Below are 17,721 nucleotides of genomic sequence, written 5' to 3'. Positions count from 1 at the left end.
AGGGCGCCGGAGGGCGAGCGGCGGCGGACAGCGTGACGCGCCACGGCGAGGAGCTCGCCGTGGCGCGTCGCCGCGTCAGCGCAGGCGGCCCTCGATGGCGTCGATGATGCGCGGGCGCAGTTCCGCCGCGCGGATGACGGCGTCGACGGAGCCGACCTCGACCGCGCGCCGGATGTTGTGCACCCGGTCGAACTCGGCGGCCACCTCGCCCAGCTTCTCCACGCGCACCGACGAGCGCAGCTCGTCGAGCTCCGCGGTCAACGCCGCGCGGTCGGTGCCGGAGGCCGCCGCGACGCGGGCCTCCAACTCCCGCACGCGAGGGTCGGCCGCGGTGCGGGCGTTGACGTCGCCGGAGAACACCACTGCGGCGGCGGGGGCGCCGCCGAGGACCGAGGCGAACGAGCCCTCCAGCGCGAGCACGGTCATGTTCGGGTTCAGCGCCTTCGAGAACACCACGAACGCGCCACCGTGGTACCGCGAGATCACGCAGAACACGATGGGCCCGCGGAAGTTCACGATCGCCCGGCCGATCTCGGCGCCGTACTCCAGCTGGAGATTGCGCATCGACTCGGGCGAGCCGTCGAAGCCCGACAGGTTCGCCAGCACCACCAGCGGCCGGTTGCCGCTGGCCGCGTTGATCGCCCGCGCGGCCTTCTTCGACGACCGCGGGAACAGCGTGCCCGCGGTGTAGGTGTCCGGGCCGTCGGTGGGCGGGAAGCCGCGCCGCGGCACCGACCGTGACTCGATGCCGATCAGGCACACCGGCATGCCACCGAGGTGTACGTCCTGCACCGCCACGGTCTCCGCGTCGGCCATGCCCGCCCACCGTTCCAGCACCGGGTGGTCCTGGTCGGAGAGCGCCCGCATCACGGTCCGGATGTCGAACGGCTTCTTGCGGTCTGGGTTGGTCTCGGCGGAGAAGATCTCGCCGACGGTGGTGAAGTCGCTGCCCGCCACGACGTGCGGGAAGGCGGAGACGTCGCGGTCGACCGGGTCGTTCGTCCGCGCCCGCCGCGGCCCCTGCTCGCCGGGCGCGACGTACGTGTGCTCGTAGTGCGCCATCAGCACGTCCCGCGCGGCGGCCAGGTTCGGCGCCCAGTACTGCGCCTGCCCGTTCGGGCCCATCACCCGGTCGTAGCCGCCGATGCCGAAGTTGTCCTCGGCCGACACGCCACCGGAGAAGTCGAGCGACTGCTTGCCGGTGAGCACCATCGCCGAGTCGGGCGTCATCACCAGGACGCCCTTGGTGTGCATCAGCATCGTTGCCTCGGCGTTCCAGTACGGCTGCGCCCCGACGGTGATGCCCGCGACCACGATGTTGATCTCGCCGCCGTCCTGGGTGAACTCGACGATCCGCTTGAGCGCCGCGGCCACCCAGTCCATGTTCTCCGTGCCCGACTCCATGGAGATCCGGGCGCCCGCGGACAGCGCGTACCACTCCAGCGGCACCTGCATCCGCTCAGCCAGGTCCAGCGCGGCGATCACGCGGCGGCACTCCGGCTCCGACAGCGCGCCGAGGGCCTTCGTCGGGTCGCCGAGCAGCACGACCCGGGTGACGCCCTGCGGGTGCCGCCGGGTCGGCGTGGTCACCACGCCCGCCACGATCGCCGCGCTGTTGCGCCCCTTCGGCCGGGCGACCGGCACCAGCGCGTGGTCGTCGTCGAGGTCGTGCTCGACGAAGGTGCCGAGCAGGCCGGTCAGCTCGTACGGGTAGACCGCGTTGCGGCTGCTCGCGCGCAGCACCTTCTGCCGGTAGTCGTCGAGCGGCTCGACCGGCTCGTCCGACGGCTCGCCGACGGTCAGCGCGGTGCCGCCCGTGGCGTCGAACGAGACGCGTACGGCGATCTTGGTCAGCTCGCCGGTCCGGCGGTCGCGCTGCCGCGCGATGAACAGGATCTCCTCCAGCCCGGCGCCCGCGGTCGTGGGCAGCACCCGCCGGGCGATCATCTCCAACTCAGCGCGGGTGAGGTCGCTCGGCGGCCAGACGTAGACCACGATCCGGTTCGTGCTGAAGCGCTTCCTCGACGGCCGCCGCGACTGCGCGCGACGGATCGAGTCGAGGCACGTGGCGAGGACGTCCTCGGCGGTGGGCAGCGCCACCAGCCGCCCGTCGTGCTCACGCAGCTCGGTCAGGTCGCGCACCTGCGCGAACGCGACGAGGCGGTCATCCGACGGGTTCTCCCGCGCCACGCACTGGAAGAGGTAGACCTCCTCGTCCGACGACGGCAGCCGGGTGAGGTCGAACTTGCTCAGCCGCTCCATCTGCATCCGCTGCGCGATGTACGGGTGCAGGCCGCGGATCAGCCGCTCCTCGATCATCCCGATGGTCGACGGCCGGAAGGTGAAGTGGTGGTGCATGACCGCGCCGCTGCGACCCGCGACGGTGGTGGTGAGCCTGCGGACCTGGTGCGGCAGCGGGTGCGCGTTGACGACCTCGTGCAGCGCTGCGGCTATCGCGTCGAAGTCCGCCGGTTGGTTCTCCCACGCCAGATAGATGTCGGCGTCGATGGCGTCGTGGCTGCCCGCCAGCTCGGCGAGGCCGCGCAGCGCGCTGCCCAGCGCCTCGAAGCCCACGGCGGCGGAGACCACGCACGAGCCCGTCCGCTCGGCGACCACGAACGTGCAGCCCTCGACCTCGCTGGTGCGTACGCCGGTGAGGTCCTTGTTGCCGTAGTAGCGCCGGGTCAGCACCTCCAGCATGACCGCGTTGTCCACGTCGTCGCGGACGAGCCGCTGGCCGAGCAGCCGCACCAGCGGCTCGGTGGAGCGCACCATCTCGGCGACGCGCTCGGCGCGGTCCGGCGCGTCCGGGTGCGCGTCGAGGTGGCGCAGGTGCCGGCGCACGTCGGCGTAGACGCGGGCGCGGTTGCGGCGCAGCAGCGGCTGGGCGAACCAGGCGAACACCACGCCGCGCGCGAGGTCGCAGACCACCGGGAAGCGGACCTGCGTCGCGGCCACCAGCCGCTCCAGCGCGAGACCGGCGGGCTCGCGCAGCGACTCGTCCGGCGGCGGCTCCCGCAGCCAGGCGCGCAGCAGCGTCGCGACGACCGTGGCGTCGGCGGACGCGCGTTGCAGGGCGAGGAAGATCCGGAACACGGCGGCTTCGAGCTCGGGGCAGCGCTCCAGCTCCGTGACGCCGTAGTGCCCGAGCGCCTTGGCGAGCTTGGCCTGGAACGTCTCCGGCAGCCCGGCCCGGTCGACGTCGAGGTACTGCAGGTAGGTGTGGAAGTACTCGCGGGCGCTCGGCACGTGGCCGGCGCCGCCGCCGTCCTCGCCCGTCGGCCGGTTGCGGCTGAGCTCGGTGAGGTCGGCGAACACGTCGATGAGGCCGAGTTCCTCGGCCAGCGGCCGGTGGCCGTCCTCGGTGGCCGCCCGGCGCGCGGCGAGGTAGTCGTCGAGCAGCCGGCGCTCGTCGTGCGGGTCGACGTCGAAGCCGAGCAGCAGGCTGCGCAGGTCCTCCTGGCCGCGCGTGGCGCGCTCCCGCGCCGGGATCCTCGCGGGCGCCTCGGGCAGGTCCAGCTCGACGGACTCGGTCACCGAGGTCTCCCCGGCCTCGGCGTCGTCGGCGAGCGGCTCCAGCCGCAGCAGCGGCGCGCCGGTCTCCACCTGGGTGCCCACGGAGACGACGCATTCCTTCAGCCGCGCCTTGAACGGCGCCCGCAGCACCGTCTCCATCTTCATGCTCTCCAGCACCAGCACCGGCGCGCCCGCCTCGACCTCGGCGCCGACCTTCAACGGCGTGGCGACGACCAGCGCGGGGCTGGGCGAACGCAGGACACCGCCCTCGTCGCGGGTGACCCGGTGCGCCACGCCGTCCACCTCGACCAGGTGGATCGGCCCGTGCGTGCCGATGAGCAGGCGGTAGCGGGTGCCGTTGACGACGACCTGCCCGGTGTGCCGGTCGAAGCGGTCCAGTTCGACGTCGGCGGTGCGCACGGTGCCGCCCGCTTCGACGCCGACGCGGAACCGGTGTGCGCCGACCCGCGCGACGCGTACGCGGTAGTCGACGCCGCGCAGCTTGAGGTCGAGCGGCCGGCCGCTCTCGTGCTGCACCTGCGGGCGTCCGCCGAACGCCGTCGACAGCAGCCGCTGCCGCTCGACGCGCTCCTCCTCCTCGTACGCCTCGATGGCGGCGGTCGCCAGCGCGACGGCGGAGTGCCGGTGCGTGACCAGCCTGCCCTCGCCCCGGACGCGGTCGATCCAGCCGGTGTCCGCGCTGGCGTCGATCACCTCGGGCTGGTCGAGCAGGTCGAGCACGAAGCTCTTGTTCGTCGCGCCGCCCTCGATGATCACCGTGGTCTGCGCCATCGCCCGGCGCAGCCTGCCGAGCGCCTCGTCGCGGTCGCGCCCGTACGCGATGATCTTCGCGATCATCGAGTCGAAGTCGGCGGGGATGGTGTCGCCCTCGCTGACGCCGGTGTCCACGCGGATGCCCGGCCCGGCGGGCAGGTCCAGCCGCGCGATGCGGCCGGGGGAGGGCGCGAAGTCGCGGTCGGGGTCCTCGGCGTTCAGCCGGGCCTCGATGGCGTGCCCGCGCTCCGCCGGCGGCTCGCCCTCGAGCCGCCCGCCCGAGGCCACGTGCAGCTGCGCCCTGACCAGGTCGAAGCCGGTGGTGGACTCGGTGATCGGGTGCTCGACCTGCAGGCGGGTGTTGACCTCCAGGAACGCGAACAGCCGGTCGCCGGGGTGGTAGAGGAACTCGACGGTCGCCGCGCCGCGGTAGCCGACCGCGACGGCGAGCCGTTCGGCCGACGTCTTGAGCTCGGCCGTCTGCTCAGGACCGAGCACCGGCGACGCCGACTCCTCGATGACCTTCTGGTTGCGCCGCTGCACCGAGCAGTCGCGGACACCGAGCGCCCACGCGGTGCCCTGGCCGTCGGCGATCACCTGGACCTCGACGTGCCGGGCGCCGGTGACCAGGCGTTCCAGGAACACGACGCCGCTGCCGAACGCCCGCGCGGCCTCCTGGCTGGTGCGCTCGTAGGCGTCGGCGAGCTCGGCCTCGTTGGTGATCACGCGGATGCCGCGTCCGCCGCCGCCCGCGGTCGCCTTGAGCATCAGCGGGTAGCCGATCTCGGCCGCCGCCGCCAGGGCGGCGTCCAGGGTCTCGACCGCGCCGCGGCTCCACGGCGCGACCGGCACGCCGACCTCCTCGGCGATCAGCTTCGCGCCGATCTTGTCGCCCAGCTTGCGCATGGCGTCCGGGCTCGGTCCGACGAAGGTGACGCCGATCCTCTCGCACAGCTCCGCGAACGCCGGGTCCTCGGCGACGAAGCCCCAGCCGACCCACGCGGCGTCGGCCCCGGTCTCCACCAGCGCGCGCTCCAGCACCTTCAGGTCGAGGTACGGGCGCGCGGACGCGGGACCGAGGTCGTAGGACAGGTCCGCCTCGCGGACGAAGGTGGCCGTACGGTCGACGTCGGTGTGCAGGGCGACGGTCTCGATCCGTGTCCCGGTCTCCGCGACGATGTCCCGTACGGCGTGGATGAGCCGCATGGCGGCCTCACCACGGTTGACGATGGCGACACGACTGAACACCGACCGAGCCCTCCTTTAGACCAATGATGCGCGGGCCGCGACGCGGCGGCACCTTCGGCAGTGTCCACCCTCGTGCCTGTGGATCAAAAGGTCAGGGGTCCGAATCCGTTCGGCGAACGGACGATGTTGCGGCGTTGACCAGCCAAAACGCCGGACGGAACCGTCATCGTTTCCCGGCATGTGTTGCGGCCGTCCACTTCGTGGGAGGGTGATGCGCCGGCGGTGCGCAGGTGTTACCGGCGGGTTCAGGTCGAGCGGGGTCGCGACGGGGCCTCAGCGCGGTGTCGCGACGGGGCCTCAGCCGGGACCGGTGTGCCGTCGAGGTCGTCGAGGAGCGAGCCCGGAACACGCATCCGCCACGCGTCGGTGACGAGTTCCGTCAGGCGGTCGACGTCCACCTGCGCCAGCCGCAGCATGACCAGGGGCAGCCCCTCGTACGCGGGCGTGCTGAAGAAGACTTCGGGCTCGCCGAGGAGCAACGCCTGCTTCTCCGCCTCGTCGCCGACGTAGAGCACCGCGACGTCCGTCCGGATCAGGCGCGAGGTGCCGGGTCTGCGCTCGGGGTAGGACCAGACGAACCCCTTGTCGGCGACCCGGAAGTCGAAGCCCTCGCTGTCGATCTCGACCACGTGCGGCAGCGCCAACGCCAGGTGCCGGACGTCGTCGGCGTCAGCCATCGGGGTCGCTCCGCACCATCGTCTCCCACACCCGCGCAGACTAGCTGCCGCGGGTGACAACATGGTGCTGGCGGCGAGGGCCCGACCGGTGGGACCCGCCTGCGCGTGGCGGATCCGGTCGCCGTTCGACCGCCGCCGCCCGACTGTGAACTCCGTTACCTCGCCGCCGAGCGGGAATGAGATCACCGGATCCGGATTTGGAGCCAGATGTGACTCCTGCACTCTTTCCAGCCCGGCTGCGCACCGACCGGTCGGCGGCGAGCCGATGACGGCCGCCGTCGACGCCCCCAAGGGGCCGGCAGCCCCGCTGACGCCCGGTGACCTGATGAGCCCCCGGCAACGCCTGCGGCTCGTCCTCGTCCTCGGGTCGCTGATCGCGGTGGGTCCGCTGACCATCGACATGTATCTGCCCGCGCTTCCCACGATCGTCGACGAATTCCAGACCACGTCGGCGGCGGTCCAGTTGACCCTCACCGGCACACTGGCGGGCCTCGCCCTCGGCCAGTTGCTGATCGGCCCGCTGTCCGACGCCGTCGGCCGGCGTGCGCCGCTGATCGCCGGCATCGCGCTGCACGTCGTGGCGTCGCTGCTCTGCGTCGTCGCGCCGAGCATCGCGGTTCTCGGCGCGTTGCGGGTGGTGCAGGGCCTCGGCGTCGCCGCGGCCTCGGTGGTCGCGATGGCCGTCGTCCGTGACCTGTTCGACGGTGCGGCCTTCGCGAAGCTGCTCTCCCGGCTGCTGCTGGTCATGGGGGCGGCGCCGATCCTTGCGCCGACCCTCGGCGGCGGGCTGCTGCGCTGGACGGACTGGCGCGGCGTGTTCGTGGCGCTGGCCGCCTTCGGCGTGCTGCTCGTGGTGGTCGCCGCGTTCGGCCTGCGCGAGACGCTGCCCGCCGAGCGGCGCCGGCGCGGCGGCGTGGTCGCGACGGTCGGCGTGTACGGCGCGCTGCTGCGCGACCGTACGTTCGTGGGCCTGGTCCTGGTCGCCGGGCTGGCCATGGCCGCCCTGTTCGCGTACGTCGCCGGGTCGTCGTTCGTCTTCCAGGACCAGTACGGCCTGGACGAGCAGCAGTTCGGGCTGGCCTTCGGGGCGGGCGCGGTCGGGCTGATCGCGGCGACCCAGTTCAACGTGCGGCTGCTGCGCCGCCACTCGCCGCAGCGGATCCTCGTCGTCGCCCTCGCCGCGGGGAGCGTGGCCGGACTGGCACTGCTGGCCTTCGCCGTGACCGGGTTCGGCGGGCTGCCGAGCCTGCTGGTGTCGTTGTGGGTGGTGCTCGCGGCGGCGGGCCTCGCGATGCCGAACGCGCCGGCCCTGGCCCTGTCCCGCCACGGCGAGGCGGCCGGCACGGCCTCCGCCCTGCTCGGCGCCGTGCAGTTCGGCGTCGGTGCGCTGGCCGCGCCCCTGGTGGGCGTCCTGGGCACCGGCGCGGTCGCCATGGCCGTCGTCGTCGCGGGGGGCATGCTGGCGGCGACGGCGGTCCTGTTCGTCGTCGTGCGGCCGTCCCGGCTCGCCGGCCTCGAGTCGGACGCGGTGGTCCTGGCAGCGCACTGAGCGGGCCCGCCGCGCGCTGCGCGGAAAGCAGTTGTCGGCGGAACGGGTGGCGGCCTAGCCTGCTGGCTGTGTACGCCCCCTGCCGGCGGATGCGCCGGGTGCGCCGGTGAGCAGCCGCCTTCGTGAGATCGCCCGACAGACGGTGGCGATCGCCGAGTCGGGCCGGTACCGCAACGGCGCCGGCGACGAGGTCGTCATCGGTGCGCAGGTGCGGGCCGCGGTCGCCGGCACCCGTCACCACCTTCCCGACGGGACGCTCACCGTCGGCGGCACGCCGGTCGGGGCCGGCGACGTCCAGGTGACGCACGAGTCGACGTTGCAGGCGGCCCGCCGGCTCGGTCCGGATGCGGCGTGTCTGGTGTTCGCGTCGGCCAAGAACCCGGGCGGCGGGTTCCTCGGCGGGGCGAAGGCGCAGGAGGAGAGCGTCGCACGATCGTCGGCGCTCTACCCGTGCCTGCTCGCCGCGCCCGACTTCTACGCGTTCCACCGCGGCCAACGCGACCTGCGGTACAGCGACCGGGTCATCTACTCCCCGCGGGTGCCGGTGTTCCGCGACGACAAGGGCAAGCTGCTCGACGTGGCGTACCAGACGTCGTTCCTCACCGCCGCGGCGCCGAACCTCGGCGCGATCGTCCGCAACCAGCCCGCGCACGCCCCCGACGTGCCGGCGGTGCTGCGCCGCCGTGCGCGGCGGGTGCTCGAGGTGGCCGCCGCGCACGGGCATCGGACGATCGTGCTGGGCGCGTGGGGGTGCGGCGTGTTCCGCAACGACCCCGCCACGGTGGCGGACGCCTTCGCCGACGCGCTGCGGGTGGTCGACCGGTTCGACCGGGTGGTGTTCGCCATCCGCGACAACCTGTCGGGTACGCCCGTGTACGGCGCGTTCGCAGAACGTTTCGGCACCTCCGCGCCGGGGCCGGCGGGCGACGCCCGTCGGGGTTGAGCGGTCCGGCCCGACGCCGCGCCGAGGCCCGGCCCGGCGGTGGCCGCGCAGCCGCCACCGCCGCCCAGCCCGCCAACGGGTTCAGTCCGCCACCGCCGCCCAGCCCACCCCCGCGTTCAGCCCGCCGGTGCCGTGGTCAGCGTGGCTGCTCGGCGAGGTCCCGGATGCCCTGCAACGTGCCGGTCATGGCGTCCCGCAGGGCGCCCAGCCGGCGTGCGATGACCTGCTCCTCGTTTTCCGGGGCCCGGTCGATGACCAGGCTGAGCCCGGTGCGGCCGGGGCCGATCCGCACGGAGTGGGACAGCCGGCACCCGCCGTCCTCGGCCGTGAGGCGGAACTGCCAGGTGGCACCCGGTTGTGCGGGATCGGTGGGGCCGCCGCCGAAGCGGTTGTCCGGGTCGAGCACGACCCAGCCGAAGGCCCGCGGCTCGTCGAACCGCACGATGTGCGAGATGGTGCGCCACTCGCCCAGCGCCGGATGGTGGTTGTGCCCCTCGAACCGGGCGCCGAGCGTCGGCCCCCGGCTGCCGTCCAGCCAGCGCACCCGGCGCAGCTCCGGACTGAACCGCGCGGGCAGCTCGATGTCCGTGACCAGCTCCCACACCCGGGCGGGATCGGCTGCCACGTGCAGGTCGCACTCGACCGCCGGGCCGTCGACGTAGCGCACGGCATCCTCCTTCGTGTCCTTCACTGACTTCCGGTCCGCGCGCCGCACCCACCGCCGTAGGACGGGCGACATCCGCACCGGACAAGGATGGCCCTTCCGGGGCCGACCGCGCAGCCCCGTCACGCTCACGCGGGTCGATGGCGAGTGCCGGTCATGGCGGCGGCGTAAACGGGTATGCCGTCGCATGGGAACCGAGGTGGCCGTGGTCGGTGCCGGCTTCTCCGGGCTGGCCGCCGCGCTCGCGCTCGCCCGCGCCGGGGTGCGGACGCGGGTGCTGGAGGCGCGCGACCGGGTGGGCGGGCGGGTGCTCACCCGGTGGCTGGCCGACGGCACCCAGCTCGACCTGGGCGCCCAGTGGGTCGGCCCCACCCAGGACCGGGTCAACGGGCTCCTCGCCCGGTACGGGATCGCCACCTTCCCGTCCGCCGCGCACGGCGCGTCGCCGGTGATCTTCCCCGACGGCCGGCACGCCGGAGCCCCCGAGGCCGCCGGGCGGGTCCTCGACCTGCTCGACGCGTACGCCGCGCGGGTCGACCCGGCTGCGCCGTGGGCGGGGGCAGAGGCCGCCGAGTGGGACCGTACGACGCTGGCCGGCTGGCTGCGCACGGCCGCGCCGGGCCCGGCCACCGCCCGGTACCTCGGGCGGCTGCTCGCGGGCGGGCTGCTGGCCGCCGGCCCGGACGAGATCTCCGTGCTCCAACTGGCGTTCTACCTGCGCTCCGGCGGCGGCAGCCGGGCGCTGCTCGCGATGGCCGGCGGCGCGCAGCAGGACCGGATCGTCGGTGGACCGCCGGTGCTGGCCGAGGCGCTGGCCGCCGCCCTCGGCCCGGACGCGGTGCGGCTGTCCGCGCCCGTGCGGGCCATCGCGCAGGACCGTGCCGGCGTGGTCGTGCACACCGACACCGACCGCGTCGAGGCGGAGGCGGTGGTGGTCGCCGTGCCGCCGACGCTGGCCGGCCGCATCCGGTACGACCCGCCGCTGCCGCCCCTGCGCGACGCGCTCACCCAGCGGATGCCGATGGGCTCGGCGATCAAGGTGCACGCGGTCTACCCGGAACCGTTCTGGCGCGGCGACGGCCGTTCCGGCGTGGCGTTCTGCCTCGCCGGGCCGGTCACCGAGACGGTGGACAACAGCACCCCGGCCTCCCCGCGCGGGGTGCTCACCGCGTTCAGCTACGGACCGGAGGCGAACGCGCTGCGCCGGATGCCGCCGCGGGACCGCAGGGCGCGCCTGCTCGACGCCCTCGCCGCCGTCGCCGGCCCGGCCGCCCGGCGGCCCGAGGAGTTCGTCGAGTACGACTGGTCGGCGGACGAGTGGACGCGCGGTTGCTTCTGCGGGGCGCCGACCCCCGGCTCCTGGTGCGGCTACGGCCCGGAGCTGCGCCAGCCGGTGGGACGGGTGCACTGGGCCGGCACGGAGACCGCCACCCGGTGGGCGGGTTACCTGGACGGGGCGATCGAGGCCGGCGAGCGGGCGGCTGCGGAGATCCTGGCGCGCACGGGCTGCTGACCCGCTCGGCCACCCCGCGAACCTGCTCGAAGGTGGCCGATGTCTGTGCGACGATCGTCGGGCGTCGTGCCGACCGGTCCGTCCCGCCGGTCCGCCCACGCACCGGTCGCTGGCAGGCATGCGGGAAGGCGCCCCCACCTCGTACCCCTTGGAGAGCATGATGTCCTCGTCCCCGGCGCGGGTCCTCGCCGCGCTGAACGCGGTGCGGCCGCCCGACCAGCCGTCCCCGGTCATCGGCAGGGCCGTCGTGGTCGGCGGCAGCGTCGCCGGGTTGCTGGCGGCCCGCGTGTTGTCCGACTACGCGGAGAGCGTCGTCATCGTCGACCGCGACGATCCACACGTGACCGGCGGTCGGCCGGGCGTGCCGCAGGGATCGCAGCTGCACGCGCTGCTGCCCGGCGGCTTCCTCCAGCTCGAACGCCTGTTTCCGGGATTCCGCGAACGGGCCGTGGCCCAGGGGGCGGTCGAGGCGCCACCGGCGGCCAGGCGGAACTACCTCGACGGCCGGCTGAAGGTCGTCGTACCCGACGACGCCGACAGCCTGGCGGGCACCCGGCCCCTCCTGGAGGGGTTGATCCGCGAGCAGGTGCTGCGGCTGCCCAACGTCAAGACGGTCACCGCCCGCGCCACGGGTCTGGTGTGCGACGGCGGCGTGGTCACCGGCGTCCACTGCGAGACCGGCGGGGCGACGGGCGTCGAGTCGGGTGACCTCGTGGTGGACGCGATGGGACGTTCGAGCAGGCTCTCCGAGTGGTTGGAGCAGGCCGGCTGGGACCGGCCCGCCCTGCGGCGGATGACCGTGGACCTCAACTACGCGACCGCCCTGTTCCGGCGCCCGGAGGCGGAACCGGAGGCCACGGTCGTCCTGGCACTGCACACCGCGAGGATGTCGTCGGACGTGGCCGGCGCCGCGTTCTTCGCCGTGGAGGACGGCCGGTGGATGGCCATGATGGCCGGCTACGGCGCCAACCGCCCGGGGCGCACCGCGGACGACTTCGTGCGCCGGCTGCGGGAGCAGTTCCCGCCGGAGTTCGGCGAGGTCGCCGCGAACGAGATGCTCGGCGAGGTGCGGACCTACCGCCACGCCGACAGTCGGCGGCGGGACTTCCACGGGCTGAGGCGCCTGCCGGCCGGGCTCGTCAGCGTCGGCGACGCGGTCGCGTCGTTCAATCCGGTGTACGGGCAGGGGATGACGGCGGCGGCGCTGCACGCGGCCTGCCTGTCGGCGTACCTGCGGTCGGGCCCGGATCTGGGCGCGCCCGCGCGCCGGTTCTTCGCCCTGCAGAAGGTCGTGGTCGACGTCGCCTGGTCGATGTCGACCTCCGCCGACCTGGCGCTGCCGCACGTCGACGGGCCCTACCCGCGCGGCTACCGGCTCTCCAGCTGGGCCAGCAGGCAGATCGTCTCGGCGACCGTCACGGACGTGCCGACCGCCCGGCGCTTCAACGAGGTCGTCTCCATGCTTGCGCACCCGCGCTCGCTGGCCACCCCCGGCGTGATCCTGGGCGCGCTGCGCGCCAACCGACGGGCCCGCTGACCGCGCCGTCCGCCCGCCCCGGCCGCCCGCGTCCCGTCGCCGCTCCGGCCCAGGCGTCCTGCCCGCAGGGGATCGCCAGCTTCGAGCCGCAGGTCAACGGCACGTTCGCCGGGACCGGCATCAACATCCGCACCGGGCCCGGCACCGACTGCACCTCGCGCGGCCAGGGCCAGCCCGGCCAGACCGCGACGTTCCGCTGCTGGCGAACCGGACACGACGGCGCCCGCTGGACCTACCTGCACAACCGCGCGACCGGCGTGTCGGGCTGGTCCCGAAGCGACCTGCTCTCCGGCGGGGGCGCCAGGGTCTCGTGCGGCATCTGATCCGCAGCGCGGGGGCCTCCCGAGGCGACGTCGCCTCGGGAGGCCCCCGCCCCGGTCAGTCCGCCAGGTCCACGGCTGTCCGAGACCCGGCACCCCCGCCCCGGAGCCGCGACACAGGAACCAGAGCCACCTCAGAGGGTGGTTTCGCCGTTGAGGCCGAAGTAGTCGTGCCATTTGGTGGCGGGGTTGAAGGTGGTGCCGGTGGAGAGTCCTACGTAGACGTCGTTGGTGCTGCCTTTGGTGAAGACGATGATGTCGTCTTTGTTGTCGCCGTTGACGTCGGCGAGGTAGGGGAATTCGCCGTTGAGGCAGAAGTGGTCGTGCCATTTGATGGTGGTGCCGGCGAAGGTGGTGCCGGTGGAGGTGGCGGCGTAGACGTCGGCGTTGGTGTCGCAGGTGAAGGTGACGATGTCGTCTTTGCCGTCGCCGTTGATGTCGCCGACGCGGGGTTGTTCGGTGCCGACGGCGAACAGGTCGTGCCATTTTTGGGGTGCGCTGAAGCTGGTGCCGGTGGAGAGGGCGACGATGACGTCGGCGGCGGTGTTGGGGCCTTGGGTGAAGGTGATGATGTCGTCTTTGCCGTCGCCGTTGACGTCGCCGAGGGCGGGGTGTTCGCCGGGGATGGAGAAGTATTCGTGCCACTTCACGGCGGTGCCGGTGAACGATGTTCCGGTGGAGAGGGCGACGTAGACGTCGGCGTTGGTGTCGTGGGTGAAGGTGATGATGTCGTCTTTGCCGTCGCCGTTGACGTCGCCGACTGCGGCGACTTCGTTGTGTGGGGCGAACCAGTCGTGCCATTTTTGGCCGGTGGCGAAGCTGGTGCCGGTGGAGAGTGAGACGTGGACGTCGGCGAGGGTGCCGTGGGTGAAGGCGACGATGTCGTCGCGTCCGTCGCCGTTGAAGTCTCCGGTGAGGAGGGTTTCGCCGTTGAGGCCGAAGAAGTCGCTCCATTTGATGGAGGTGCCGGCGAAGGAGGTTCCGGTGGAGGTGGAGACGTAGACGTCGTTGAGGGTGCCCTGGGTGAAGGCGACGATGTCGTCGCGGCCGTCGCCGGTGAAGTCCGTGGGCGAACCCGCCAGATACCGACCACCCGACGGGGACGGGCCGCAGTTGTCGCTGACCAGGTACTTCTGGTTGTACTGGCCGGGATACGGCGCCAGCGACGTCCCGTTGATCATGATCGTCTGCCCGACGCCGTTGTAGAGCTGCTCGTAGTGGATGTGCGCGCCGGAAGAGTTGCCGGTGCTGCCCGTGGTCCCGATCTGCTGGCCCTGCTGCACGTACGCCCCGTCGGGCACGGAGTAGGCGCTGAGGTGGAAGTAGTAGGTGGTCCACCCGCCGCCGTGGTCGATGACGATGTAGTTTCCGGCGCCGCTGGGCTGCGAGTACCGCCGGGCGACCCCGGCCGCGGAGGCGAGCTGCGGCGTGCCGGCGGTGGATCCTCCGTCGGCCCGCACGAAGTCCAGGGCCAGCCGGACCTCGGCGCTGTGGTGTCCGTACGTCCACCGCTGGCCGCACGGGAACGGGGCCTTGAAGTTCGGCGCCGCGAGCGCGGGGGACGACGTGGCCACCGCCCCCGTCAGTACGCCGACCACCAGGGTGAGTAGGGAGACCAGGATGCGACGCACCCTGCTCCTCGAATGCCGTGACATGGGTGACTCCGGTCAGGGAAGAGTCGGACGGGTGGGGCGCGCACCAGCAGGCCCCGCTCGGGCTCGTCGCGCGCGGAAGGAGACCAGCCGTCGGAGCCGGAAGAGACCCCGACGGAGGTGGGCGTTGCTAGAGCTGACGACGCGCCGCCGACGGTGTGTGGGCGGCGCGTCGTCAGCCGGGAGTCAGCCCGCGCGGCGAAGACGTGCGAGCATCCCGTTGAGGTCCTGGGCGAAGATGTGCTGCCGGAAGAAGTGACCGCCGGGCTCCTCGCGCCACTCGTGGGGAATACCGGCGCGGCCGAGGGCCGCCCGGAACTCGCGCTGGCCGGCGAGTACCTGATTCTCGTTCACCGTGTCGAACCAGTTGACCGGGTCCGGCGAGGTGCCGGCGACCAGGAAGATGCGCTTGTGGCGGTAGCTCTCGATGCGTTGGATCGGGTTGTCGGCGCTGACCCGCGCCTCGTCCCACAGCGGCGCGCCGTAGACGGTGCCGCCACCCAGGTCCTTGACGGCCGAGGAGGCGTTGGCCCAGTGCACGACGAGCCCGAAGTCCCGGCGCAGGCTGGCCGGGCCGGAATGGGAGCTGACCGAGCAGAAGTGCCCGTAGTACTTGGCGGTGTACTTGAGAGCACCGAACCCGCCCATCGAGAAGCCGGCCACGGCGCGGCCGTTGTACTCGGCGAAGGTGCGGAAGTTCGAGTCGATCCACGGCAGCAGCTGCGCCATGTGGAACGTCTCCCAGTTGCGGGGCCCGGCGAAGCTGCTGACCGGGTTCGAGTACCACCCGGTGGAGGCGTCCGGCATGACGACGATGAGTTCCCTGCCGGCGGTCAGGTTGATGATGTTGTGGTGCATGTGGAACTCGCGGAAGTCGGATCCGCCGCCGTGCAGCAGGTACAGCACCGGGTAGCGCTTGCCGCTGGTGTGGTAGCCGTCGGGGAGCAGGACGTTGACCGCCGGGTCCCACTCGATGGCGTCGGTGGCGAACCGGTAGTACTGGAGCCGGCCGTAGTTCTCGTGCCCGACGATGCGCAGACCGTGGCCGTCGCCGGCGGCGGAGGCCAGCCCCGGGGCGGCGAGGGCACCGCCGAACGCGCCCGCGGCGGCGACGCCCGCGGCGCCGGCGAGCAGCCGGCGGCGGCTGACGGACTTGCGGCCAGCAGGGATGTTTTCCATGAATTCCTCCATCGGGGTGGACCGCGCCGGATGGCGGCACGGAGCGTATTCCGTCTATGTGGGACGTCTCAGAGGGTGGTTTCGCCGTTGAGGCCGAAGTAGTCGTGCCATTTGGTGGCGGGGTTGAAGGTGGTGCCGGTGGAGAGTCCTACGTAGACGTCGTTGGTGGTGCCTTTGGTGAAGACGATGATGTCGTCTTTGTTGTCGCCGTTGACGTCGGCGAGGTAGGGGAATTCGCCGTTGAGGCAGAAGTGGTCGTGCCATTTGATGGTGGTGCCGGCGAAGGTGGTGCCGGTGGAGGTGGCGGCGTAGACGTCGGCGTTGGTGTCGCAGGTGAAGGTGACGATGTCGTCTTTGCCGTCGCCGTTGATGTCGCCGACGCGGGGTTGTTCGGTGCCGACGGCGAAGAGGTCGTGCCATTTCTGGGGTGCGCCGAAGGCGCTGCCGGTGGAGAGGGCGACGATGACGTCGGAGGCGGTGGCGGGGCCTTGGGTGAAGGTGATGATGTCGTCGCGTCCGTCGCCGTTGACGTCGCCCAGGGCCGGGTACTCGCCGGCGATGGAGAAGTATTCGTGCCATTTCACGGCGGTGCCGGTGAACGATGTTCCGGTGGAGAGGGCGACGTAGACGTCGGCGTTGGTGTCGTGGGTGAAGGTGATGATGTCGTCTTTGCCGTCGCCGTTGACGTCGCCGACTGCGGCGACTTCGGTGTGGGGGGCGAACCAGTCGTGCCATTTGGTGCTGGGGTTGAAGGTGGTGCCGGTGGAGAGTGAGACGTGGACGTCGGCGAGGGTGCCGTGGGTGAAGGCGACGATGTCGTCGCGGTTGTCGCCGTTGAAGTCTCCGGTGAGCAGGGTTTCGCCGTTGAGGCCGAAGAAGTCGTTCCATTTGCTGGAGGTGCCGGCGAAGGAGGTTCCGGTGGAGGTGGAGACGTAGACGTCGTTGAGGCTGCCCTGGGTGAAGGCGACGATGTCGTCGCGTCCGTCGCCGGTGAAGTCCGTGGGCGAACCCGCCAGATACCGACCACCGGACCCGCCGCCCGCGTTGACCAGGGAGATGTAGTGGTTCCAGTTCCAGTGCGGGCCCGGGTCGGTGTGGTCGTTGCCCGGCAGCTCGTGGTGCCCCTTGATCGCGGTACGGTTCTTCGGCAGGCCGTACTTGTCGCAGAGATAGCGGGTCAGCGCGGCCGACGAGCGGTACATGGACTCGGTGAACCAGCTCGGGTTGTCGACGAAGCCCTCGTGCTCGATGCCCACCGAGTACGGGTTGGCCGACCGCGCGTGGTAGGCGGTGTCGCCCTCGCGCACCATCTGGGTGATCTCGCCGTTGCTCGACTTCACCACGTAGTGGGCGCTCACTCCCGCCGACGGGTTCTGGAACCAGCTGACCGTGCCGGCGTACGAGCCCTGGGTCACGTGCACCACGACCGTGGTGATCCGCGAGGAGCGACCCGCCGCGTAGTTGCCGCCGTACGCCGAGATCCACCGGGCCGGCGCGTACTCCGGCACTGCCGCGGCGAGAGCACCCGGTGCCGCCGCCCCGGCGGGGGCGACGCGGGCGTACCGGCCGAGTTCCGGTTGCATCCGCTGGGGCGTGACCCGCACGGAGGGCGCGGTGATGCCGACCCGCAGGAGGTCGTAGACGTGGTCGGCGTACAGGCGGGCCGTCGCGTCGTCGGCGGCGTGCGCGTACCGCGCGACCACCGGGTACCAGGCGGAGATCCGGTCCCGGTCGGCGGCCGTGAGCCGCTCGGCGTCGGCGATGTCCCGCAGGAGGGCCGCGCCGCCCCTGATGTTGGCCGAGGTCACCGACTTCAGGGCGGCCACCGGTTGCCCGGTCAGTGCGGCCGCCCGTTCCAGCGTGCGCTGGCGGGGGTTGCTGACCAGGTGCATGACGCCGTAGCCGTTGGCCTGGCTGGGCTGCCCCTCGTGCCCGTCGAGCCGGGTCTCGCCGTAGCCGACGGCGACCAGCAGGTCCCTGGGTACGTCGAACTCGCCGGCCGCCCGCGTGAAGGCCGTGTCGAGCGGACCGGCGGATCTGGCCGGCGCCGCGGCGGCCGGCGCGACGGGGCTCAGCAGCGCCGCCGCGAGGACGACGGCGGCACCCCCGCGCCAGGAGAGTCTGTCGGGTCTCATGGTGGTCTCCCGTC

Annotated in this window: 10 protein-coding genes; 4 read left to right on the top strand and 6 right to left on the bottom strand. The window is 72.6% G+C overall.

From position 1 onward, the window contains the following. Window positions 1–75: 75 nt before the first annotated feature. Both ACPXCB_RS30080 and ACPXCB_RS30075 read right to left on the bottom strand, forming a co-directional pair. A complete protein-coding gene (locus ACPXCB_RS30080) occupies window positions 76–5,538 on the bottom strand; it encodes a carboxyl transferase domain-containing protein (protein WP_425879359.1) in 5,463 nt (1,820 codons plus the stop codon). 245 nt (window positions 5,539–5,783) lie between these two features. Continuing rightward, window positions 5,784–6,215: an MmcQ/YjbR family DNA-binding protein gene (locus ACPXCB_RS30075; RefSeq protein ID WP_425879357.1), complete on the bottom strand. Its 432-nt coding sequence runs from the start codon at window positions 6,213–6,215 to the stop codon at window positions 5,784–5,786. 325 nt (window positions 6,216–6,540) lie between these two features. Here ACPXCB_RS30075 and ACPXCB_RS30070 point away from each other — a divergent pair, with 325 nt between their 5' ends. Next, window positions 6,541–7,764: a multidrug effflux MFS transporter gene (locus tag ACPXCB_RS30070; protein WP_425879381.1), complete on the top strand. Its 1,224-nt coding sequence runs from the start codon at window positions 6,541–6,543 to the stop codon at window positions 7,762–7,764. Window positions 7,765–7,870: 106 nt separating this feature from the next. Further along, entirely contained in the window at window positions 7,871–8,707 is an 837-nt protein-coding gene (locus tag ACPXCB_RS30065; RefSeq protein ID WP_425879356.1) for a TIGR02452 family protein, read from the top strand. A 136-nt stretch (window positions 8,708–8,843) separates the two neighbouring features. Here the strand turns inward: ACPXCB_RS30065 and ACPXCB_RS30060 are convergent, their stop codons facing one another. Beyond that, window positions 8,844–9,374, bottom strand: a complete 531-nt coding sequence (locus tag ACPXCB_RS30060) for an SRPBCC family protein (RefSeq protein WP_425879355.1) — start codon at window positions 9,372–9,374, stop codon at window positions 8,844–8,846. A 184-nt stretch (window positions 9,375–9,558) separates the two neighbouring features. Between ACPXCB_RS30060 and ACPXCB_RS30055 the strand changes: the two genes are divergently transcribed. Then, window positions 9,559–10,884 (top strand): flavin monoamine oxidase family protein, encoded by a 1,326-nt coding sequence (locus ACPXCB_RS30055; protein ID WP_425879354.1) that lies wholly within the window; start codon window positions 9,559–9,561, stop codon window positions 10,882–10,884. A 160-nt stretch (window positions 10,885–11,044) separates the two neighbouring features. Next, window positions 11,045–12,421, top strand: coding sequence for an FAD-dependent oxidoreductase (locus tag ACPXCB_RS30050; RefSeq protein WP_425879352.1), 1,377 nt, complete (start codon window positions 11,045–11,047; stop codon window positions 12,419–12,421). 454 nt (window positions 12,422–12,875) lie between these two features. Here the strand turns inward: ACPXCB_RS30050 and ACPXCB_RS30045 are convergent, their stop codons facing one another. The 3 genes from ACPXCB_RS30045 to ACPXCB_RS30035 form a co-directional block, all read right to left on the bottom strand. Beyond that, window positions 12,876–14,363 (bottom strand): FG-GAP-like repeat-containing protein, encoded by a 1,488-nt coding sequence (locus ACPXCB_RS30045; protein ID WP_425879379.1) that lies wholly within the window; start codon window positions 14,361–14,363, stop codon window positions 12,876–12,878. A 216-nt stretch (window positions 14,364–14,579) separates the two neighbouring features. Beyond that, a complete protein-coding gene (locus ACPXCB_RS30040) occupies window positions 14,580–15,572 on the bottom strand; it encodes an alpha/beta hydrolase (protein ID WP_425879350.1) in 993 nt (330 codons plus the stop codon). A gap of 68 nt (window positions 15,573–15,640) precedes the next feature. After that, window positions 15,641–17,707, bottom strand: a complete 2,067-nt coding sequence (locus ACPXCB_RS30035; RefSeq protein WP_425879348.1) for an N-acetylmuramoyl-L-alanine amidase — start codon at window positions 17,705–17,707, stop codon at window positions 15,641–15,643. Between the last annotated feature and the right edge of the window lie 14 nt (window positions 17,708–17,721).

Source organism: Micromonospora sp. DT62, assembly GCF_049847285.1.
GTDB lineage: Bacteria > Actinomycetota > Actinomycetes > Mycobacteriales > Micromonosporaceae > Micromonospora > Micromonospora reichwaldensis.
The sequence above is the reverse complement of the archived record's forward strand: the minus strand, read 5'-3'. Positions and strand labels throughout refer to the sequence as shown.

Coding starts and splice junctions, on each gene's coding strand:
- ACPXCB_RS30075 (WP_425879357.1), bottom strand. CDS start 6,215: ATGGCTGACGCCGACGACGTCCGGCACCTGGCGTTGGCGCTGCCGCAC.
- ACPXCB_RS30070 (WP_425879381.1), top strand. CDS start 6,541: ATGAGCCCCCGGCAACGCCTGCGGCTCGTCCTCGTCCTCGGGTCGCTG.
- ACPXCB_RS30055 (WP_425879354.1), top strand. CDS start 9,559: ATGGGAACCGAGGTGGCCGTGGTCGGTGCCGGCTTCTCCGGGCTGGCC.
- ACPXCB_RS30050 (WP_425879352.1), top strand. CDS start 11,045: ATGTCCTCGTCCCCGGCGCGGGTCCTCGCCGCGCTGAACGCGGTGCGG.
- ACPXCB_RS30040 (WP_425879350.1), bottom strand. CDS start 15,572: ATGGAAAACATCCCTGCTGGCCGCAAGTCCGTCAGCCGCCGCCGGCTG.
- ACPXCB_RS30035 (WP_425879348.1), bottom strand. CDS start 17,707: ATGAGACCCGACAGACTCTCCTGGCGCGGGGGTGCCGCCGTCGTCCTC.